This is a genomic window from Brucella tritici (genome assembly GCF_008932295.1).
Classification (GTDB): domain Bacteria; phylum Pseudomonadota; class Alphaproteobacteria; order Rhizobiales; family Rhizobiaceae; genus Brucella; species Brucella tritici.
This window is the reverse complement of record NZ_WBWA01000003.1, coordinates 116,421-137,274: the sequence shown is the minus strand read 5'-3', so window position 1 is coordinate 137,274 and position 20,854 is coordinate 116,421. Positions and strand designations below refer to the sequence as shown.

The following is a 20,854-nucleotide window of genomic DNA, read 5'->3' as shown; positions in this document are numbered from 1 at the left end:
CCGTTGTTCACAAATGCCGCCTAATCATATAGGTTCCGCGCAAATTCCGACCTAAAGACCGCTCGAGAGCGGCATTTTATCAAAGAAAGAAACAGGTATCGCATGGCGAAAGAAGAAGTCCTAGAATTTCCGGGTGTTGTTACGGAACTGCTGCCGAATGCTATGTTCCGCGTGAAGCTCGAGAACGAACATGAAATCATCGCCCATACGGCAGGCCGTATGCGCAAGAATCGCATCCGCGTTCTGGCTGGCGACAAGGTTCTGGTTGAGATGACCCCTTACGATCTGACCAAGGGCCGCATCACCTACCGCTTCAAGTAAGCAATCCGTTCCCGTTCCAGGAAATGTCTATTCGATGAGCGCGCAACACAAGCTGGTTCTTGCCTCCGGTTCTCCACGCAGGATCGAGCTTCTGGGGCAGGCAGGCATCGAACCGGACCACATTCATCCGGCTGATATAGATGAAACGCCGCAGCGCGCGGAACACCCGCGCTCGCTGGCGCGACGTCTGTCGCGGGAAAAGGCACGCAAGGCACAGGAGCAGTTGAAGGACGATGCGAATTTCGCTGGCGCCTTTATGCTTGCAGCCGATACTGTCGTGGCCGTCGGTCGGCGCATTCTCCCCAAAACGGAGAGTGCCGACGAAGCCCGAGAATGTCTAAGGTTGCTTTCCGGGCGTTCTCACAAGGTCTTCACAGGTGTGAGCCTTGTCTTGCCGAACGGGAATTTGCGCCAGACACTGGTTGAAACACGCCTGCGTTTCGAGCGGTTATCCCGCCAGCAGATAGACGCCTATCTCTCGTCTGGAGAATGGCGCGGTAAAGCGGGCGGCTATGCAATCCAGGGACTGGCGGGCAGTTTCGTCGTGAAGCTGGTCGGGTCCTATACAAACGTCGTGGGATTGCCGCTGCAGGAAACCATAAGCCTGCTGAGCGATGTCGACTACCCGGTTTACGCTAACTGGAATAGCGGGAAAGTCTGAGAACAGGCATGAGTGACAAGAAGGACATATCGGCAGCCGCAGGTGCACGAGTGACGCCATTGCGCCCGACGCGCCCCTGCCCGGAATGCGGAAAGCCTTCATCGCGCGAATCCTACCCGTTCTGTTCGCCACGCTGTAAAAGCATCGATCTCAATCGCTGGCTGTCGGGCAGCTATGTATTGCCGGGAAAGCCGATCGATGAAGAGGAAGAAGAAGGAAACTAGGCCTCTCTCAAAGCGGCTTCCTCCAATAAAATCAGTTATTTATCGAAACTGTGAGAAAAGCTGATAAAAATTGCGATACGGTGCTGGACAGCGCGAAATTTAATGCTATAACCCACCCACTTCCGGCGGGAACCAACACCGCCTCGAACGAGCAAATTGCTTGTTACGGATGCCCGGATAGCTCAGTTGGTAGAGCAGCGGATTGAAAATCCGCGTGTCGGTGGTTCGAATCCGCCTCCGGGCACCATCTATCTCTTCAGTAGTAATAGCGATAGTCTTTGTCTTTTCGGGCCTCTGCGCTTGTTCGGCTAGTGTGGTGGACTTTGATCGAAATATTGACCTGACGATTTTCCTCTGCGAGGACTAATCGTTCCACCAGTTCCTTCCAAATTTTCACCACGCGAGGAAATCTCCATGCTCTGGACGTTGTTCGGCATCCTTTCCGGTGCCTGTATTGCTATTCAGGCGCCCATCAATGCGGCCCTGGCCCGTGGATTGGGATCGCCTGTAACGGCTGCTGCGATTTCGTTCCTTTCTGGCGCTGTCATCCTTGCTGTCATCGCCGGAATCACCGCACGCGCGACGGGTGCAATGCCAGCGTTCAACGTGCCTGCGGGCTGGCTGTTCGTGGCTGGCGGTGCGCTTGGCTGTATCTATGTGACCGCATCCGTGTTGCTGACGCCACGCATCGGGGCTGCTGCCGTGATGGGGCTTGCTGTTGCGGGGCAATTGATGGCCGGGCTGGCTGCTGACCGCATCGGCTTCATGGGCGTTGCGGTGCGTGAAATCACTGCGGGACGCATTGCCGGTGCGGTTCTGTTGCTTTCCGGCGCGTTGATGATCCGCTTTCTTTAGAGCGCGTTTCGATCTGATTGAATCAGATCGGCGCTCTAACTGCTTGTTTTAACGCGCATCATACCCGAAAGCCGTTTCACACTTTTCGGGATGCGCTCGAAACACAAAAGCCGCGCTTTCCAGCGCGGCTTTCGCTTTTTACCATCGAGAAACTGGCTCTCAACCCTTGAACGTATATTCCGCAATCGACTGCGGCTTCATCTCGATCGAAAAGCCCGGCAGCGACGGCGGCATATAGGCCGCGTCCTTGATCACGCATGGGTCGATGAAGTGCTCATGCAGATGATCGACATATTCGATCACACGGCCTTCCTTGGTGCCTGAAACGGCCACATAGTCGATCATCGACAGATGCTGCACATATTCGCACAGGCCAACGCCGCCCGCATGCGGCCAGACCGGCTTGCCGAACTTCGCAGCCATCAGCAGCACGGCCAGAACTTCGTTCAGTCCGCCCATGCGGCACGAGTCGATCTGAACGATGTCGATGGCGCCTTCCGCGATGAACTGCTTGAACATGATGCGGTTCTGGCACATTTCGCCAGTCGCAACCTTCACGTCGCCAATGGCCTGACGAATCTTGCGATGGCCTGCAACATCGTCCGGGCTGGTCGGTTCTTCAATGAAGAACGGCTTCGAGAAGGCTAGCTTGTTGACCCATTCGATGGCCTGATCGACCTCCCAGACCTGATTGGCGTCGATCATCAGATAACGGTCGGGACCGATCACTTCGCGCGCAATGGTCAGGCGGCGGATATCGTCTTCGAGATCGCGGCCGACCTTCATCTTGACGTGGTCGAAACCTTCATCGATGGCTTCCTGGCAAAGACGGCGCAACTTGTCGTCGTCATAGCCGAGCCAGCCAGCCGACGTCGTGTAGCAGGCATAGCCTTCCGCTTCGAGCGTGGCGATACGTTCCGCCTTGCCAGCTTCCGCCTTGCGGAGGATCGCAAGAGCCTCGTCACGCGTCAGCGCATCGGTGAGATAGCGATAATCGACAATGTCGGCGATTTCTTCCGGCGACATGTCGGCCACAAGCCGCCATACCGGCTTGCCAGCCTGCTTTGCAGACAGGTCCCAGAAGGCGTTGACGACAGCGCCGGTGGCGAGGTGCATCGCGCCCTTGTCCGGGCCGATCCAGCGCAGCTGGCTGTCGCCGGTCAGGTAGCGCCAGAACTTGCCGGGGGCCGCGAGGAAATCATCCATCGAGGAACCCACGACCAGATGGCGCATGGCGAGAATCGCCTGACAGCAAATGTCGTTGCCGCGTCCGATGGTGAAGGTGAGGCCGTGGCCCTTCAACGACGTGTCATCCGTATCGAGGATGACATAGGCCGCCGAATAATCCGGGTCCGGGTTCATGGCATCCGAGCCGTCCAGACTTTGCGAAGTCGGGAAACGCAGGTCGAAGACGCGCAGGTCAGTGATTTTCGTCATGATATATCCGTGATCAGGGCATGATCCCAAAACATGGGAACGGTCTTGGGATCATGCATAAACAAACACCTAGATGTCAGCGCGTACGTTCTGCTTCTGCGAACCAAGGCCTTCAATGCCGAGTTCGACGACATCGCCAGCCTTCAGGTAGCGAGGCGGCTTCATGCCCATGCCGACGCCGGGAGGCGTGCCGGTGGAGATGATATCGCCCGGCTGAAGCGACATGAACTGCGAGAGATAGGAAACGAGGTGGCGAATGCCGTAGATCATCGTCTTCGACGAGCCGTTCTGCATGGTTTCGCCATTGACCTTCAGCCACATGCCAAGATTTTCCGGGTCAGCAACTTCGTCCTTGGTCACGAGCCACGGGCCGGTCGGGCCGAATGTGTCGCAGGACTTGCCCTTCGTCCACTGACCCTGACGCTCGATCTGGAAAGCGCGCTCAGACACATCATGGATGGTGCAATAACCAGCAACATAATCAAGCGCATCGTCTTCCGACACGTATTTCGCGGTCTTGCCGATCACGATACCGAGTTCGACTTCCCAATCGGTCTTTTCAGAACCGCGCGGAATGAGCAGGTCGTCATTCGGGCCAACGATTGCCGATGTAGCCTTCATGAAGATGATCGGCTCTGGCGGTACGGTAGCGCCCGTTTCAGCCGCATGGTCGGAATAGTTGAGACCGATGCAGATGAACTTGCCGGTGCCAGCAACGCACGGGCCAAGGCGCGGATTGCCTTCGACCTTTGGCAGCGAATTGACGTCGACAGCGCCAAGCTTGGCCAGCGCATCGGGGGCCAGAGCCGCACCGGAAAGGTCGCTTACATGCGCGGAGAGATCGCGGATCGCACCATCGGCATCGAGAATGCCCGGCTTTTCCTGACCGGCTTCACCGTAACGAAGAAATTTCATGAGTTTACTCCTTTGGGGGGATGAAAGAGATGGGGCTAAGGGTGGTTGAGATTCTGGCTATGGCGTGCCGAAAATGGTGTTTTTCGAGAACCGGAGCGGAATGTACTTAAAGGTACATGAGCACCGGAAGGCGAAGAAAAATGCCATTTGCAGGCCGCCAGAGCCTGAATATCGATTGCCCTAAATCGTCCAGCCGCCATCAATGTTGTAAGCCTGACCGGTCGTGTAGGTCGCACCGGCGAGATACACGGCGAGATCAGCGATTTCTTCCGGCTGACCGATGCGGCCAATCGGCTGACGGGCGATGAACGCCGCGCGCTGTTCTTCATAATCGCCCTGCGCACGCAGGCGGTCCTGAAGCGATGGGCTTTCAACCGTACCGGGGCAGATGGCGTTGCAGCGGATGCCCTTGGCAACATAGTCGGCAGCAATAGCCTTGGTCAGACCAATGACAGCGGCCTTGGTGACGCCATAGGCAAAGCGGTTCGGCACGCCCTTCACGCTCGACGCGACGGACGCCATGTTGACGATAGAACCGTCCTTGCGCTCCAGCATGCCTGGCAGCACGGCGCGAATGGTGCGGATCATCGAGCGGATATTGAGATTGACGGCGAAGTCGAGGTCTTCGTCCTTCATTTCCAAAATCGAGCCGCCATGGACGACGCCTGCGCAATTGAACAGGATGTCCACCTGACCGATTTCGGCGACCAGCGCCTTCACTTCCGCTTCATCAAGCACATTGAGCTTGCGGGTGACGATACCGTTGACACCGTCGATTTCCTTGAGAGCTGCCTCGTTGATGTCGGTCGCATAGACCTTGGCGCCAGCTTCCGCAAAAGCCAGTGCACTTGCACGGCCAATGCCCTGAGCGGCAGCCGTCACCAGTGCGGTTTTTCCATCAAATCGTATCGTCATTTTCAAGCCTTCCGTTCGACAAGCAGGATGTGGTCGCAAGCGAGCACCACTTCATCCCGCTGATTAAGCACTTCGCAGCGTTCCGTCACGCGTCCCATAGTGGCGCGCTTGGGATCGTCTTCCTTGGCGCTGATCGTAACCCGTGTGCGGATCGTATCGCCGATATGCACCGGACGAATAAACCGCAGACGATCATAACCATAGGAAAAAGCAACCGGGTTGATCAGCGTCGCCGTGAGGCCGACGCCGATTGCAAAGATCATGGTGCCATGCGCAATGCGCTGGCCGCCCGGCAATGTCTTGGCAAATTCCGCATCCATATGATGCGGGAAAAAATCGCCCGTATGCCCGGCATGAACCACGAAATCGGTTTCGGTGATGGTGCGGCCCGTGGTGAGGCGCACATGATTCATTTCATAGTCTTCGTAGTAGATTTTCTGTTCGGCCATGATCAGACCTCCGGTTTTGCGGCAAGCGGCGTGGCGGGCGCAGCGCTCGACTGATAGGCGGCCTCGACAAGCGCCATGGTGTGCCAGGCATCTTCGACAGAACCAAAGAGCTCAGCATCTTCGCCTGTCGCGAAACGCTGCAACTGCGCCATGCGATTGAGGAAAGCGTCGGGGAACCAGGCACCTTCGAGCGGCACGGAAACCCAGTCATCACCGCCCTTGGGCTTGATCCAAAGCTCGTCCGGCTCACCGCGCGGATAGTCGAGATTGACGCCCAGTTTCACATAGGCCGCACCTTGCGCGCCACAGATGCGGAACTCGCAGGCCTGAAACTTGCGGCCGAAATCATGGTCATGATTGACCGACAGAGCACAACGGACACGGTCGCCATAATCGAGGATTGCGGCGGTGCGGGTCTGAGCCACGTCATGGTTCGGATGACCGATGGTCTTGGCATGAACACCGAGCGGATTGCCAAGCAGACCGCGGATGAAATCCAGATAATGGATCGAATGCATGGCGATCTCGATGCGCGGCAGACCTTTCAGGAAAGGCCACAGACCCCATGGCGTGGCGAGCGCCAGCCAGGCGTCGAAATCCACCACTTCGCCAAGCAGGCCCTTATCGACGGCGTCGTAAAGCGCGAGCATCATCGGCGCGAAACGCAGCTGGAAATTCACCGCCGCTTTCAGATTGCGCGCGCGGCAGACCTTCAGGATCTCTGTTGCTGCGGCAAGGTCGCTGCCCATCGGCTTCTGGATCAGAACAGCCGCACCTTCCGGCAATTGCGACAGGATCGCTGCATGGGCCGACGGTGGCGTTGCCAGATCGAAGATCGCGCCTTCGACGGCAAGCGCTTCCTCAGCGCTGGCAAAAGCCTTGATGCCCCACTGGTCGGCTAGCTCTTTAGCCTTGTCCAGATTGGGATCAAAAATACCGGCAACCGGAAAGCCGCCCTTCTTATAGGCGGGCAGATGCGCGTCGCCGACAATGCTGCCCGCGCCGAAGATCACGATGGGTTTTGGCTTGGAGGGCTTGGCCCACCACTGACGCAGCTGCTTTGGATCGAAAGCCTCAGTCATGATGGAACACCTCTTCCATCATTGCCCACCACTCGCCCTCTTTGCGGGTTTCGAGCGGCTTCTGGCATGGCATGCAGACGGACCACCATTCCTGATTTTTCGGGTTATCGGCCATCTTCTTCATGTCGGCGTCAAAGTCGGTGCCGACATAGTCCCATGTGCCGAACAACAGATTTTCCGGCTCTTTCAGAAAGATCGTATAGTTGGTGATGTTGCATTCCGAGATGAGCGCAAGAATTTCCGGCCACACGGCAGCGTGCAGCTTCTTATATTCTGCGATCTTCTCCGCATTGAGGCCAATCACCATGCCCATGCGCTGTTTTGCGGGAGACGTCATGCCGCCTCCGTGATCTCGCGGGTGAATTCCGAAATCGACCGGGCGCGCACTGCGTCCCAATCCCACTCGATGCCAATACCTGGCTCGGATGGTGCAATGGCGCGGCCGTCGCGGATTTCCATGCCCTTGGTGGTGAGGTCGTCGAGCTGCGGAATATATTCGACATAGCGACCGTTCTGCACCGCGCAGACGAGGCTGACATGCAGCTCCATCAGGAAGTGCGGGCAGACCGGAATGTCGAATGTTTCAGCCGCATGGGCGACTTTCAGCCAAGGCGTGATGCCGCCGATGCGCGCAACATCCACCTGCACGATGGAGCATGCACCCTTCTGCATATATTCGCGGAAATGGCGGATCGAATAGATGGATTCGCCCACCGCAATCGGCGTCGGAGTGGAGCGCGTCAGGCGGATATGACCGTCGAGATCGTCAGCTGGAAGCGGTTCTTCGATCCATGCCAGATCAAGCTCCTTCAGGCGCTCGGCGCGGCGAATGGCTTCGTCCACCGTAAAGCCCTGATTGCAATCAGTCATGATTTCGAAGCCGTCGCCCAGCGCCGCACGCACTGCGGACAGGCGCGCATAATCTTCAGAACCGTGCGGCTTGCCGATCTTGACTTTGGAGCCGGTGAAGCCCTTGGCCTTGGCCTGCAATGCATCCTCGACCAGCGCTTCTTTCTCGATATGCAGCCAGCCGCCTTCGGTCGTGTAGAGCGGGCAGCTTTCCTTGGCGCCGCCTGCGAGCTTCCAGAGCGGCAGGCCCTGCTTCTTCGCGCGCAGATCCCAAAGCGCAGTATCGACTGCCGCCAGCGCCAGCGCGGTGATCGGGCCGATGGTCGTGGCATGGGTTGCGAATTCCAGCTTGCGCCAGATAGCTTCGATACAATCGGCGTCCTCACCGATGATCAGCGGCACGAGATGGTCGCTCAATAGGCGCATGACGGACGAACCGCCAGTGCCGATCGTATAGCTGTAGCCCGTACCGACCGCACCGTCGCTATCGGTGATGGTGACAATCGGCGTTTCCTGGCTGACGAAGCTCTGGATCGCGTCGGTGCGCTTGACCTTCGGCGGAAGGTCAACCATGCGCAGTTCAACTTTTTCAATACGTGCCATGATTAAGCCGCCAAAGTTTTGCCGGTTGCGGCATCGAAAAGATGCGCCTGCGACAGATCGAGTTGCATTGTGATGGTTTCGCCTGGTTGCAGGTGACGCGGGTTCAGCATGCGCGCCACCCATTCCTTGCCGGCGAATTCCACGAAAACCAGCGTTTCATTGCCGAGCGGCTCGGTGATCGAAACACGCATGTCTTTTTCATGCACAGCGTCGCTTGTGGAAATGCCGTGGCCTTTCGGGAAGACATCATCCGGGCGCAGGCCGAATGTCACCTTGGAGCCGTCCTTGGCCTTGCCCCTGAACTGGGCAGGTAGCGGCAGGTGGTCGCCATTGGCAAAGACCAGATCATCGCCCGTCACCGTCGCTTCGCCCATATTCATCGGCGGGGAGCCGATGAAACCGGCAACGAACTGCGTTGCCGGGCGCTTGAAGACTTCATCCGGGGTTCCGGCCTGCTCGATATGGCCATCGCGCATGATGACGATACGGTCGGCAAGCGTCATGGCTTCGACCTGATCATGCGTGACGTAAACGACCGTCGACTGCACCTTGGCATGCAGCTTCTTGATTTCAGTGCGCATCTGGGTACGCAGCTTGGCGTCGAGGTTCGACAGCGGTTCGTCGAACAGGAACACTTCCGGATTGCGCACAATGGCGCGGCCCATGGCGACGCGCTGGCGCTGGCCGCCGGAGAGCTGCGCCGGGCGACGTTCCATCAGCGCTTCAAGACCGAGAATGGCCGAGGCCTCATTGACGCGACGGTCGATTTCCGCCTGCGACTGCTTGGCGATCTTCAGCGAGAAACCCATGTTCTCGCGCACCGACATATGCGGATAAAGCGCATAGGACTGGAACACCATCGAGATGTTGCGGTCGCGTGGCGGCAGATCGTTGACTTGCCTGCCGCCGATTTCCAGCGTGCCGTCGGTGATGGATTCCAGACCCGCAATCATGCGCAGCGTCGTGGACTTGCCGCAGCCGGACGGACCGACCAGCGCCACGAACTCCTTGTCCGCGATTTCGAGATTGATGCCATGCACCACGCCGACATTGCCGTAGCGCTTGACGAGATTTTTGATGGAAAGCTGAGCCATTGCTATATCAACCTTTAACCGCGCCGAACGTCAGACCAGCAACAAGGTGTTTCTGGACGATGAATGTGAGGGTCAGCGCCGGAATAATCATCACGACCGCCAGCGCGCACATGCCGCGCCAGTCGATGGTGAATTCAGCGGTGTAATCGAGAAGACCCACAGGAAGGGTCTTGGAATTGACGGAACGGGTCAGCTGGGAAGCCAGCGCATATTCGTTCCACGAGGTGAGGAAGGCAAAGATGCCTGCCGTCGCGATGCCGGGACCGGCCAGCGGAAACTCCACCTGCCAGAAAGCCTGCCAGCGCGTGCAGCCGTCAATCTGGGCGGCTTCGGCAAGATCCTTCGGCACCTGACGGAAGAAACCGTCGATCAGCCAGATCGTGAATGGCACGTTCAGCGCCACATAGGTCAGGATGAGGCCGAAATGGGTGTCGATGATGCCAACGCGGGAAAACACCATGAAGAGCGGCAGCGAGAGCGCAATACCCGGCACCGAACGCGTCAGCATAAAGCCGAGGAAGGTTGCCGACTTGCCCCAGAAGCGGAAGCGCGCGAAAGCATAGCCGCCCGAAACGCCGACGATCAGCGCAATCACGGTGGAGGTCACCGAGATGATGAGCGAGTTGCGGAAATAATCCCAGACCGGAATACCGCCAGCGCCTGCGCCCGAGAACATGGCGCGATAGGCCTCGAAGGTGATTTCCTGCGGAATCCACACCGGCGGTTTCGCCATGATTTCGACTGGCGGACGCAGTGAGGACAGCACGATCCACAGGCCGGGCAGGCAAATGACGGTCATCGCCAGAAACAGGCCGACCAGATAGGCGATTTTCTTGATACGGCGCAGCAGGCGATGCTGGCTGTTGCTGAGTGTTGTTGTTGCCATGATTACCACTCCGCTCCAATCTGCGTGCGTGCGGACGCAAGTTTGCGGAAGAACAAGACGGTGAAGAGGATCGAGAGCAGGATCGCGACATAGGCCATGGCATTGGCCATGCCCATCTGCGCATCCGCATAGGCCGTGCGGCCAACCAGCGTCCAGATCAGCTCGGTGCGGCGCGCCGGACCGCCATCGGTCATGATCTTCACAATGTCATAGGCGCGCGCCACATCCAGCGAACGGATGGTCATCGCGATATAGGCGAAAGGCATCAGGTAAGGCCAGATGACATAACGGAAGGTCTGCCACGGCGTGCAGCCATCGACGCGCGCGGCTTCCACCGGATCCTGCGGCATGGACAGAAGGCCGCCCAGAATGAGGATCGCGAAGACCGAAGTCGACATCCAGACTTCCGCCAGCAGGATGGCGATCAGCGCCAGATTGCCGTCGATCAGCCATGGAATGGCGGTATTGGTCAGGCCCAGCGATTGCAGCGCATTGTTGACCAGACCGATATTGTCATTGAACATGAACTTGAACTGGAAGCCGACAAGCACCGGCGAGAACATCATCGGAAACATCATCAGCGTGCGCAACACGCGCTGGCCACGCGTCGCCTTATTAACGAGCATGGCAAGGCCGAGGCCGAGCAGCATTTCCAGATTGAGCGCAATGGTGAGGAAGACCACCGTGCGAATGAAGGCCGCCCAGAACACCCAGTCGGTCAGAATGCGCTGATAGTTGCGGAAACCGATGAAGTTGAACAGGCTCTCGGGACGCGTCAGCCGAAACGGCGTGAAGCTCGAATAAAGCGACAGCGCGAGAGGAAACAGAACCACCGCTGCGAGGATGATAAAGGCCGGGAGCAGAAGCAGGACCGGCGGGGAAAGTCTCTTGAACATTGCTCTTCCAGACAGTGGATTGGCAAACAGTGGAACTGGCAACCGGCGGAACTGAAAACGGTGGTTCCGACCACGCAGTGCTACTGGCAAAAAAGGCCCGCCCCAAAAAGGTTTCAGGGCGGGCCCATGATTTCATTCAGGCAGGATTAGAGCTCGCCCGCATCCTCAAGAATCTGCGTTGCCTTTTTGGCAGCGTCGTCGAGAGCCTGCTGGGAGGTCTTGTCGCCAAGGATCGCAGCCTGAAGTTCAGGATAGACCGCGTTGGAAATTTCGATCCAGGACGGGGTCTGCGGAACCGGGAATGCGGTCTTTGCAGTTTCCTGGAACACCGAGAGCACTTCCTTCTTGTATGGATCGGAAGCAGCCTGTTCGATGACGTAATCCCAGACAGCGGTACGGGTCGGGAGCGTGCCTGCGGCCGATTCCTGCTTCTGCGAATCTTCGTTGGTCAGGAACCAGACGAGCGATGCAGCGGCTTCCTTCGTCGGGCAGGCTTCCGTTACCGAGAAACCATGATGACCCGACCAGCCGGTGCGCTTGCCGGAAGAACCGGTCGGCGCTGGAACGATGCCGACATTGCCAGCGACCTTCGACGACTTCGGATCGTTGAAGTAGGTCGCCCAGCCCGGCCAATCCAGATTGATCGCGATGGTGCCGGAAGCAAAGCCCGCGCCCAGTTCATCCCACAGATAGTTGGTCGTACCGGCAGGAACGGCCTTGGCCTTGTAAAGATTGACGAACCAGTCGAGCGCACGGACACCGGCTTCAGAATTGAAAGCTGGCTTGCCGTCCTTGAGATATTCGCCGCCTTCTGCGACCAGCATTTCATAGAAGCGGCCATTGATGGCTTCTTCCTTGCCCGCAAACTGCGTGCCGTAGAAATTCGGCGGATCGGCAAAGAACACAGCCTGATCGGAAACTTCTTTCCAGGTCTTTGGCGGCGCCAGATCGTAGCCGTATTTTTCCTTGAACGCGGTCTTCTTGGCGTCGTCTTCGTAAAGGCTCTTCTGATAGTAGAGCGCCGAGACGTCGAACTGTGCGCGCGGAAGCATGACCAGCTTGTCGTTAAGCGTCGAAGCCTTGATCACCGATGGCACGAAGCCTTCGATTTCGCCCGCAGGAAGCAAACCATTCAGGTCGGCATAGAGATCAGGATATTGCGGCGCAAAAGACGAATGGTTGGAGCCAACGCACCAGTTGATCGAGCCCGACGCGATGTCCGACTTGATTTCCTTGTCCAGTTCGAAGTGGTTCTTCTTGGACAGGATATTGACCTTGGCACCGGTCGCCTTTTCCCATTCAGCAATGCGCGAATAAAGCGCTTCATATTGCTGACCGCCGATCAGCTTGGCGTTTACGGTTACGCCTTCAAACTTACCCGGCAAATCGGCCGCACCAGCGGAACCCATTGCCAATGCCAATAGAGCCGTTCCTGCCAGGCAGGACGTTTTGAAACTCATCATGCTTCTCCTCCTCACGACGGACATTTCCCCGGTCCGCCCCCAATTGTGAATTTGGTATTTATATGCAAACATATTATTCAAAACCGGTCAAGGCGAGTTTCCGCACATTTGCGACTTTCGCATTCACGACTGTTCGTATATGAAGGGGAATATTCATGAGGGGAGCCAACTTGGAAACAGACGATCGCTATCGCGCCCCGGCGCTGGACAAGGGACTGGATATTCTGGAACTGCTTGCGAGCGTGGATGGCGGGCTGACACAGGCAGAAATTGCCAAGCACCTCGACCGCAGCCCCAACGAGTTTTACCGGATGCTCGACCGTCTGGTGAAGCGCGGTTACGTGACCAAGCTTGAGGGCGACCGCTATTCACTGACGCTCAAGCTGTTCGGTCTTGCACATCTTCATGCACCGGTGCGCAGACTTGCATCCTTTGCCACGCCTTTCATGCGTGAACTTGCCGATCGTTCGAAGCAGGCCAACCAGCTTGCCGTGTTTGACCGGGGATCTGTTGTCGTCATTGCACAGCAGGAAGCTCCGGATTACTGGGGCATTTCAATCCGCGTCGGTTCGCATATCAGCCTGTTCGACACCGGTTCCGGCCATGTGCTTCTCGCCTTCCGATCCCCGGAAGAACGCAAGATGATGATTGCCGAATATGCGAAAGACGGTGAAACCGTGAAGCTCGATGAGAGTTTCTACGAGCGCCTCGACCAGATTCGCGAACGCGGCTATGAAATGATGCCCAGCGCTCAGGTGGCAGGCGTCTACAACCTCTCGGCCCCGATTCTCGGCCCGGATGGCACATGCATTGCCTCACTGACCTGTCCTTACGTAACACTCGTCAATTCAGCTTCAGCACCCGACATTACGCAAACCATCAGCCTGCTTCAAAAGACCGTCAAAGACCTGTCGAAACTGGTTGGTTCCGACATCGGGGCAACCGACTAAGCAATGCCGATAATTCTTATTTGAAAACTCTCTTCTTTTTTGAAAGTATGGCATCGGAGGAGAGTTTTCATGATTATCGATACCCATCTGCATCTGATAGACAAAAGCGCGTTGGCTTACCCATGGCTGGGGGATGTACCGGCGCTCGACCGCGACTTTCTGTTTGAGACCTATCGGAAGCAGGCTGAGCGCTGCGGCATCAAGGCGGCGCTGCATATGGAAGTGGATGTGGCGGCTGATGCCATTCAGGCTGAAACGGACCACATTCAGGAGATTTCCAGAAGATCGGGCGGTTTCATCAAGGGTGCAATCGCCTCGTGCCGCCCGGAAGAGCCGGGATTCGCGGAATATCTGGAACAACAGCGCAGCAATTCTTTCGTCAAAGGCTTTCGCCGCGTGCTGCATGTCGTGCCTGACGACGTTTCCGAGGGTGCTCTTTTCCGCGAGAATATCAAGCGGCTGGAAGGCACCGGCCTGACCTTCGATCTCTGCACGCTCCCGCACCAGATCGACAAGGTGACGGCACTGGCCGATCTAGCGCCGGACGTGCAATTCGTGCTCGATCATTGCGGCGTTCCGGACATCAAGTCAGGTGCGCTGGAAGTCTGGCAGAAGGGCATTACCGAGATTGCGCAGCACGACAATGTGACGGCAAAGATTTCCGGTGTGGTTGCCTATGCCGATGCTGAAAGCTGGACTGTCGACACCGTGCGCCCCTATGTGGAGCATGTCATTCAATCCTTCGGCTGGGAGCGGATTGTGTGGGGAAGCGACTGGCCGGTCTGCACACTGGCGAGCAATATCGATGCAGGTCTTTCAACATGGGTAGCAACAACCCATGCGCTTCTTGAAGGGTGCAGCGAAGACGAAAAAGCGCTGCTTCTCTCCGAGAATGCAACGCGTCTCTGGAAACTTTAAACTTAAAGGCTGGCGAGTTTCTCGCCAGCCAAACATTATTGATCAGAAGCTTTCGCGGAAAAGCCGGTTTAGATCGGCAATAACATCTTCCGCCTTCTCATTGTCCAGCAAGCCCTTGTTGATACGCTCGGAAGCCGCTTCCTGAAACGGCATATAGCCATCGTGACGCGGACGCACCCATGCGCCTTCCAGCGTTGCACGCGTGTCGCGATAGAAGTCGGACGTCGCCGCATTCACAGTGTCATCTTCCCAGGCTGTCGCATGTCCCGGCTGACCGTTGGACGCCGCGTAAAGCCCTTTCTGAACGTCACCGCTTGCAATCCAATAGGCAAAATCGATAGCGGCTTCAGGATGTTTGCTGAAGGCTGAAACCGCAATACCCGTGCCACCCAGAGCCGATCCTGCAACACCCGCCGCGCCCGCTGGAATATCGGCAAAGCGGATCAGGCGGTCGCGGAAGCCCGGCATGGCATAATTCACATAGCCATAGATCAACGGCGAGCACGCGATTTCGGATTCTGGATTTGCCATTTCCTCGAACACGGCAATCGGGTCCATGCCGAAACATTCAGGCTTAACCAGCGAAGCAATCTCGCGCAGTTGCTCGAAAGCTTGTGAGCCGTCCTCGACAGAGATCAGCTCGCCTTCGACCGCGCAAGGCGTTCCGGCATTGGCAACGAGTGTATAAAAGCACATCAGCGAATGCGGCGAGCGCAGTGGCAGCAGAACTTTCCCGGCGCGGGCAAGACGCAGCACCTCGCCCCATGAGGTGGCTGGCTTGTCCATGAGATCGGGACGCCACGCCTGAACCTGCGTGGCCGCATCCAGCGGAAATGCCCATTGCCGCCCCTGCCAGTTATAGCTTGGGAAGGATTGACCGACCGAACCGTCGGCCAGCGCTTTCAGTTCGGCTTCGCGGCCCGGCACATCAAGCGGCAGCAGACAGCCTTCCTTGGTGATCTGGCCCACATGCGGATGGTCGATCACGATCATATCGAAATTGCGTGCCAACTCCTCGACCGGGAAGGTCTCGAAATCCTGTAGCGACCGCTTTTCCCACGCGATTTCAACGCCTTTGTCCGCGAGCCATTGTTCGGCGCCTGCAACCATCGGATCGTAACCGCGCGGGTGGCTCCAGGTCATGCCTTTAAGCTTGATCTTGCTCATAGACCGAACTCCTCGCGTATTTGCTCGCTATTTTCGCCAATGCGCGGTGCGGCGCGCGCCACCTTCGGGCGCTGTCCGTTGATGCGCAGCGGCGAACGTGTCGTGGTGATGGAAACATCATCCTCACGCGTCACCGTCTGGAGCATGTCGAGGGTCAAAAAACCTTCGCTTGCGAGCAATTCTTCCCAGTTGAGAACGCGGGCGCACCAGATATCGGCAGGTTCCAGAATGGCGAGCCATTCATCGACGGTCTTCTCGGCAATGCGGGCAGCAATCAGCCGCTTGATCTCATCGCGTTTGGCAAAAGCGCTTTTGGGATCATCGGCAAACGGGATGAGCGTATCCGCTTCCAACAGTGGCGCCAGTTTCGCAATCGGCATCATGGCGATTGCGAGATAACCGTCCGCTGCCGGATAGACACCGTAAGGTGCTGCGAGATAGGCGTGGGCACTGCGGAAATCGGAACGCTTTGGCAGACGACGGCCATCGTTAAGGTGGGTGGTCAGCACTTCAAACTGAAAATCAACCAGCGCTTCGAGAAGGCTGGTTTCGACATGCGAGCCTTTATTGGTGATGCCGCGGCGAACCAGCGCTGCGAGAATTCCCTGTGCGGCCGCAGCCCCTGCCAGCATATCGGCAACAGCAAGACCGAAGGGCACAGGCCCCTGCCCTTCATCGCCATTCAGCCACATGAGGCCCGAGCGCGCCTGCGCCAGCAGATCCTGTCCGGGACGTCCGACCCATGGCCCTTCTTCGCCATAGCCGCTGATCGATGCATAGACGAGACGCGGATTGATTTCTTTGGCTGCCTCGTAATCGAGACCAAGACGCTTGATGACACCGGGACGGAAGTTCTGGATGAGCACATCGGCCTGAGTGAGAAGCTTTTTCAATGCTGCCAGATCGTCAGGATTTTTGAGGTCGATCGCAAGGCTGTCCTTGCCGCGATTGATGGCATGAAAAATCGTGGAATCACCGCCGATCTCCGTGTCGCTCAGATAAAGCCTGCGCGAGAGATCGCCACCATCGGGCCGTTCAATCTTGATAACGCGCGCGCCCAGATCCATCAGGCGCAACGAGCAATAAGGCCCCGACAGAAACTGGCTCATATCGACAACAACAAGCCCGCTCAGCGGCAGTTCGCTTTCCGACATCGGGAAATTCCCTCCTCATGAATTTCTTATGTGAATATAGTCTTCACATATGGATTTATGGAAGGCAAGACTGAAATTGGGGGCAGAACACAAAAACGCCGCCCGGTTGGGCGGCGTTTTTGTGTTCTGATTTGATAAATGGGATTGCGTGTTAAACTTCGTTGCTGGCCAGTTCCAGCAAGGTCCAGACGTGATCTGCAAATGAGTTCCACACTTCGATCCGGTAGTGATCGGCATCCCACTTCAACAGAATGATCTGGGCATGATCGAAGATCGTGCGGGCAGCACCCGGAGCCTTCATCTGCGAAAGATCAAGCGGGGAAGCAGCATTCAACAGCCATTCGGCCTTGGGGCCTGTAATGTCGATGCCGGTTTCCCGATGGCTAACCTCAGTGAGGCTATGAGGCTCCGTTTCATAAAGCTTGGCAAAGGCCTGCACGATATCTGCGCCCTTGGCTTCCTCGGCCCAGATATACCATTCATCCGGTCCGATACAGGCGACAGCAATATCGCCGGTGCGCGTAAGACCGCCGATCCTGGCCGGGATTTTTGCGCCCAGTGCCTTTTCAGCCAAGGCGAGTTTTGCCGGAACAATGCGCAGGATGAAGCGGGCGGCGTCATCGGCGGCATGGATTTCCAGGCGACCGGAAATGACGACCTTGCGGTTCGAATAAGGTTTTGTCTCAACAAGCATGGTTCAATCCTTATCCGTTCAGTTTCTTGCCTTCGGGGTCATAGAAGACCATGCCCGAAACAACCGCTTCATGCACGCTACCGTCAGGCATCGGCATATAAAGCGTTTCACCCATCCGGTCCTTGCCGCCTGATACCACGGCCATGGCTATGGAACGACCAAGCGTCTCGCTCCAATAGGACGACGTGACATGGCCAAGCATGGTCATTGGCAGCGCCTGTTTTGGATCAACGACAATCTGCGCACCTTCTTCCAGCACCAGCTTCGGATCGTTGGTGAGCAGGCCCACGAGATGCTTGCGATCTGATTTCAGCATATCCGGACGCGCCAGCGAACGCTTGCCGACGAAATCCGGCTTCTGCTTGCCAATCGCCCAGCCAAGGCTGGCATCATCCGGCGTTACCGTGCCGTCAGTGTCCTGACCGACGATGATATAGCCCTTTTCAGCGCGCAGAACGTGCATGGTTTCGGTGCCGTAAGGCGTGATGTCATATTGCTGGCCAGCCTCATAAAGCGCCTTCCAGAGTGACAGGCCATACCGCGCAGGCACGTTGATTTCGAAGCCCAGCTCGCCGGTGAAGCTCATGCGGAACAGACGCGCCGGCACACCAAGGAATGTGCATTCCGCCACCGACATATGCGGGAAGGCTTCGTCCGAAATATCCAGACCTTCGACCATCGGTTCGATGAGCTTGCGCGCATTCGGGCCATTGATTGCGACCACTGCCCACTGTTCGGTGGTCGAGGTCAATGAGACTTTCAGCTCCGGCCATTCGGTCTGGAGATAATCTTCCATCATGTTGAGAACACGCGCGGCACCGCCGGTTGTGGTCGTCACATGGAAGCGATCCTGCGTCAGACGACCGACAACACCGTCATCGCGGATGAAGCCATCTTCGCCAAGCAGCAGCCCATAACGGCAGCGCCCGACGCCAAGTTTCGTCCATGGGTTGGTGTACATGCGGTTCATGAATTCGGCCGCATCCGGGCCGACTACTTCGATCTTGCCAAGGGTGGAGGCATCAAACATGCCGAGCGACTGGCGGGTCGCCTTGCATTCACGCGCCACGGCCTGATGCATGTCTTCGCCCGCTTTCGGGAAGTACCATGCGCGGCGCCACAGCGAGACCGGCTCGAAAGCTGCACCGTGCTGTTCGGCCCAGCTATCAATTGGCGTCTTGCGCGTGACATCGAACAGCTTGCCGCGATTATAACCGCAGAAAGCACCAAAGGTCGTCGGCGTGTAAGGCGGGCGGAAGGTGGTGAGACCAACCTGCGGCGTTGGACGCTTCAATGCGTCAGCGGCAACGGCCAGACCATTGATGTTGGAGGTCTTGCCCTGATCGGTCGCCATGCCATTGGTGGTATAGCGCTTGACGTGCTCGATGGAATGAAACCCCTCGCGCACGGCCAGACGAATATCCTTGGCGGTCACATCGTTCTGGAAATCGATGAAAGCCTTGGCCTTGCCCGGATCGCGATCCGTTGGCAGTTCGCGAACACTCACACCATCACAGATGAAGTCACCGGCAACTGCATATTCATATGCCTTGGCCTTATGCCCGGCATCCGAGGCCGCAGCAGCACCGGCCTCCGCACCCTCGCGCAAGGCGGCTTGCAGATCGAAATTGCCATTGCCTGCACCGGCGCAGCGGCTTTCCTCGGTGCGTTCGCCCGGCAGATAGATCTGACGCGCCTCATCCCAGACGAGCGAGCCTTTCGTGTGCGAGAAAAGATGCACGCTCGGATTCCACCCGCCCGACATCAGCAGCACATCGCAGGCAATCGTGCGCGCAGCACCGACCGAGCCATTGGAAACCGGATTAGCGCGGACCGACGACACGCGATGGCGTCCTCCGGTGTCCGTCACAGTCCAGCCGGTCAGTGTTTCAATGCCGAGCATTTTGGCACGGTTGATAAGGCTGTCGGCAACGCTTGAACGCACATCGATGATGGCAGGAACCTTGACGCCTGCGACCGCGAGATCGAAAGCCGCAAGCCATGCGCTGTCATGCGAGGTGACGACGACGGCCTGATTGCCGACCTTGACGCCATAGCGATTGAGATAGGTGCGTGCGCTCGATGCCAGCATCACGCCGGGACGGTCATTGCCAGCAAAGACCAGCGGCTTTTCAATCGCGCCCTGCGCCAGCACCACCTGTTTTGCGCGCACGCGCCACATGCGTTCACGCGGTGCATTGGCGGCAGGCTTTGCCTGATGATCGGTCAGGCGTTCGCAAAGGCCGACCATGTTTTGATGGTAATAGCCAATGGCCGTCGTGCGCGGCAAAAGCGTAACATTCGGATTGGCCTTGAGCGCTTCTATGGTTTCATTGAGCCAATCCCAGCTTGCGCGGCCATTGATGACCGGCTCCGGTTCCGACAGAAGCGAGCCGCCGAATTCCGCCTGCTCGTCAACGAGGATAACCTTCGCACCGCTTTTTGCGGCTTCGAGCGCAGCAGCCAGACCGGCAGGTCCGCCACCGGCAACCAGTACATCGCAGAAGGCATAGCGGCTGGCATAGGTGTCCGGGTCCGGTTCGGATGGCGATTTGCCAAGACCGGCAGCACCCCGAATGAAAGGCTCATAGACCTTGTTCCAGAAGCTTTTCGGCCACATGAAGGTCTTGTAGTAAAAGCCTGCCGAGAAGAACATGTAGAACGCATCATTGATCGCGCCGACATCGTGCTTCAGCGACGGCCAATGGTTCTGGGTTTCGGCCTTGAGACCATCATAGAGTTCCAGCACCGTTGCGCGGGTGTTCGGCTCAAACCGACCTGGTCCACGCGAGACGCCCATCAGCGCATTCGGCTCTTCGGAACCAGCAGAAAGAATGCCGCGCGGGCGGTGGTATTTGAATGAACGACCGGCCAGATGCTCGCCATTGGCAAGCATGGCGGATGCCAGCGTGTCGCCTTCAAAGCCGGAATAGGTCTTGCCGTTGAAGCTGAACCGAACGGACTTGGCCTTGTTGACACGGCCTTTGTTATGAATGCGCATATCGGTCATTATTTCGTCTCCGCAGCCGGAGTTTCTGCCAAAGCAGGACGGGATTCGCCTGCCTTGTAGGTCACTGCAAACTTGTCGCTCACCGTATCGCGCACCGCATTGAAGAAGCGACCGCAGCCATTGATATGCCGCCAGCGCTCATAATGGGTGCCGCGCGGATTGGAGCGCGTGAACAGGAAGTCGCGCCATTCATCGTCGGTCAGTGTCGATGGGTCGGCTGGGCGCGCAATATGCGCTTCGCCTGCATAGGCGAATTCAAGCTCGGGACGTTCCATCTCGCAATAAGGGCAACGGATAAGAAGCATGTTTTA

At 57.5% G+C, this 20,854-nt stretch carries 22 protein-coding genes and 1 tRNA gene; 7 read left to right on the top strand and 16 right to left on the bottom strand.

The annotated features are described in order from the left end of the window. Positions 1 to 102: 102 nt before the first annotated feature. From infA to F9K91_RS04715, 5 genes are all read left to right on the top strand, one after another. A complete protein-coding gene (infA, locus tag F9K91_RS04735) occupies positions 103 to 321 on the top strand; it encodes a translation initiation factor IF-1 (protein WP_002965531.1) in 219 nt (72 codons plus the stop codon). Positions 322 to 355: 34 nt separating this feature from the next. Beyond that, complete coding sequence (locus F9K91_RS04730) at positions 356 to 982, top strand: Maf-like protein (protein ID WP_061344924.1); 627 nt, start codon at positions 356 to 358, stop codon at positions 980 to 982. An 8-nt stretch (positions 983 to 990) separates the two neighbouring features. Next, the gene (yacG, locus tag F9K91_RS04725) at positions 991 to 1,206 is read left to right on the top strand and encodes a DNA gyrase inhibitor YacG (RefSeq protein WP_061344923.1); all 216 of its coding nucleotides are present in this window, start codon (positions 991 to 993) and stop codon (positions 1,204 to 1,206) included. Positions 1,207 to 1,377: 171 nt separating this feature from the next. Next, positions 1,378 to 1,453 (top strand) — tRNA-Phe (locus F9K91_RS04720). Positions 1,454 to 1,620: 167 nt separating this feature from the next. Further along, a complete protein-coding gene (locus tag F9K91_RS04715; RefSeq protein ID WP_029925820.1) occupies positions 1,621 to 2,061 on the top strand; it encodes a DMT family transporter in 441 nt (146 codons plus the stop codon). Positions 2,062 to 2,220: 159 nt separating this feature from the next. On the opposite strand, the gene F9K91_RS04710 is transcribed toward F9K91_RS04715, so the two are convergent. The 11 genes from F9K91_RS04710 to F9K91_RS04660 form a co-directional block, all read right to left on the bottom strand. Next, a complete protein-coding gene (locus tag F9K91_RS04710) occupies positions 2,221 to 3,498 on the bottom strand; it encodes an L-fuconate dehydratase (RefSeq protein WP_151677291.1) in 1,278 nt (425 codons plus the stop codon). A 69-nt stretch (positions 3,499 to 3,567) separates the two neighbouring features. After that, positions 3,568 to 4,413, bottom strand: a complete 846-nt coding sequence (locus F9K91_RS04705) for a fumarylacetoacetate hydrolase family protein (RefSeq protein ID WP_151652199.1) — start codon at positions 4,411 to 4,413, stop codon at positions 3,568 to 3,570. Between the two features lie 180 nt (positions 4,414 to 4,593). Then, the gene (locus F9K91_RS04700) at positions 4,594 to 5,328 is read right to left on the bottom strand and encodes an SDR family oxidoreductase (protein ID WP_151652200.1); all 735 of its coding nucleotides are present in this window, start codon (positions 5,326 to 5,328) and stop codon (positions 4,594 to 4,596) included. 2 nt (positions 5,329 to 5,330) lie between these two features. Continuing rightward, the gene (locus F9K91_RS04695; RefSeq protein ID WP_078337859.1) at positions 5,331 to 5,777 is read right to left on the bottom strand and encodes a MaoC/PaaZ C-terminal domain-containing protein; all 447 of its coding nucleotides are present in this window, start codon (positions 5,775 to 5,777) and stop codon (positions 5,331 to 5,333) included. A gap of 2 nt (positions 5,778 to 5,779) precedes the next feature. After that, complete coding sequence (locus F9K91_RS04690; RefSeq protein ID WP_151652201.1) at positions 5,780 to 6,859, bottom strand: Gfo/Idh/MocA family protein; 1,080 nt, start codon at positions 6,857 to 6,859, stop codon at positions 5,780 to 5,782. Next, positions 6,852 to 7,196, bottom strand: a complete 345-nt coding sequence (locus F9K91_RS04685) for an L-rhamnose mutarotase (RefSeq protein ID WP_078337857.1) — start codon at positions 7,194 to 7,196, stop codon at positions 6,852 to 6,854. Before F9K91_RS04685 ends, F9K91_RS04690 begins: the two co-directional genes overlap by 8 nt. After that, a complete protein-coding gene (locus tag F9K91_RS04680) occupies positions 7,193 to 8,311 on the bottom strand; it encodes a mandelate racemase/muconate lactonizing enzyme family protein (protein WP_078337856.1) in 1,119 nt (372 codons plus the stop codon). The genes F9K91_RS04685 and F9K91_RS04680 overlap by 4 nt, the downstream gene beginning before the upstream one ends. 2 nt (positions 8,312 to 8,313) lie before the next feature. Then, positions 8,314 to 9,405, bottom strand: a complete 1,092-nt coding sequence (locus F9K91_RS04675) for an ABC transporter ATP-binding protein (protein WP_151652202.1) — start codon at positions 9,403 to 9,405, stop codon at positions 8,314 to 8,316. Positions 9,406 to 9,412: 7 nt separating this feature from the next. Further along, positions 9,413 to 10,291: a carbohydrate ABC transporter permease gene (locus F9K91_RS04670; RefSeq protein WP_151652203.1), complete on the bottom strand. Its 879-nt coding sequence runs from the start codon at positions 10,289 to 10,291 to the stop codon at positions 9,413 to 9,415. Between the two features lie 2 nt (positions 10,292 to 10,293). Continuing rightward, on the bottom strand, positions 10,294 to 11,187 hold the full coding sequence (locus F9K91_RS04665; RefSeq protein ID WP_078337853.1) for a carbohydrate ABC transporter permease: 894 nt from the start codon (positions 11,185 to 11,187) through the stop codon (positions 10,294 to 10,296). Positions 11,188 to 11,333: 146 nt separating this feature from the next. Then, positions 11,334 to 12,650 carry an ABC transporter substrate-binding protein gene (locus F9K91_RS04660; RefSeq protein ID WP_151652204.1) on the bottom strand — a complete coding sequence of 439 codons (1,317 nt, stop codon included), beginning with the start codon at positions 12,648 to 12,650 and terminating at the stop codon, positions 11,334 to 11,336. Positions 12,651 to 12,805: 155 nt separating this feature from the next. Here F9K91_RS04660 and F9K91_RS04655 point away from each other — a divergent pair, with 155 nt between their 5' ends. Together F9K91_RS04655 and F9K91_RS04650 are read left to right on the top strand one after the other, a co-directional pair. Further along, positions 12,806 to 13,600 (top strand): IclR family transcriptional regulator, encoded by a 795-nt coding sequence (locus F9K91_RS04655; RefSeq protein WP_061344910.1) that lies wholly within the window; start codon positions 12,806 to 12,808, stop codon positions 13,598 to 13,600. A gap of 69 nt (positions 13,601 to 13,669) precedes the next feature. Beyond that, positions 13,670 to 14,518: an amidohydrolase family protein gene (locus tag F9K91_RS04650; RefSeq protein WP_151652205.1), complete on the top strand. Its 849-nt coding sequence runs from the start codon at positions 13,670 to 13,672 to the stop codon at positions 14,516 to 14,518. A 42-nt stretch (positions 14,519 to 14,560) separates the two neighbouring features. On the opposite strand, the gene F9K91_RS04645 is transcribed toward F9K91_RS04650, so the two are convergent. From F9K91_RS04645 to F9K91_RS04625, 5 genes are all read right to left on the bottom strand, one after another. After that, the gene (locus F9K91_RS04645) at positions 14,561 to 15,685 is read right to left on the bottom strand and encodes an extracellular solute-binding protein (protein ID WP_151652206.1); all 1,125 of its coding nucleotides are present in this window, start codon (positions 15,683 to 15,685) and stop codon (positions 14,561 to 14,563) included. After that, the gene (locus tag F9K91_RS04640; protein ID WP_151555461.1) at positions 15,682 to 16,839 is read right to left on the bottom strand and encodes a CaiB/BaiF CoA transferase family protein; all 1,158 of its coding nucleotides are present in this window, start codon (positions 16,837 to 16,839) and stop codon (positions 15,682 to 15,684) included. Before F9K91_RS04640 ends, F9K91_RS04645 begins: the two co-directional genes overlap by 4 nt. A 151-nt stretch (positions 16,840 to 16,990) precedes the next feature. Continuing rightward, on the bottom strand, positions 16,991 to 17,533 hold the full coding sequence (locus tag F9K91_RS04635) for a sarcosine oxidase subunit gamma (RefSeq protein ID WP_151652207.1): 543 nt from the start codon (positions 17,531 to 17,533) through the stop codon (positions 16,991 to 16,993). A 10-nt stretch (positions 17,534 to 17,543) separates the two neighbouring features. Further along, on the bottom strand, positions 17,544 to 20,543 hold the full coding sequence (locus tag F9K91_RS04630) for a sarcosine oxidase subunit alpha (protein ID WP_151652208.1): 3,000 nt from the start codon (positions 20,541 to 20,543) through the stop codon (positions 17,544 to 17,546). Beyond that, a complete protein-coding gene (locus F9K91_RS04625) occupies positions 20,543 to 20,848 on the bottom strand; it encodes a sarcosine oxidase subunit delta (RefSeq protein ID WP_151555464.1) in 306 nt (101 codons plus the stop codon). The genes F9K91_RS04630 and F9K91_RS04625 overlap by 1 nt, the downstream gene beginning before the upstream one ends. Between the last annotated feature and the right edge of the window lie 6 nt (positions 20,849 to 20,854).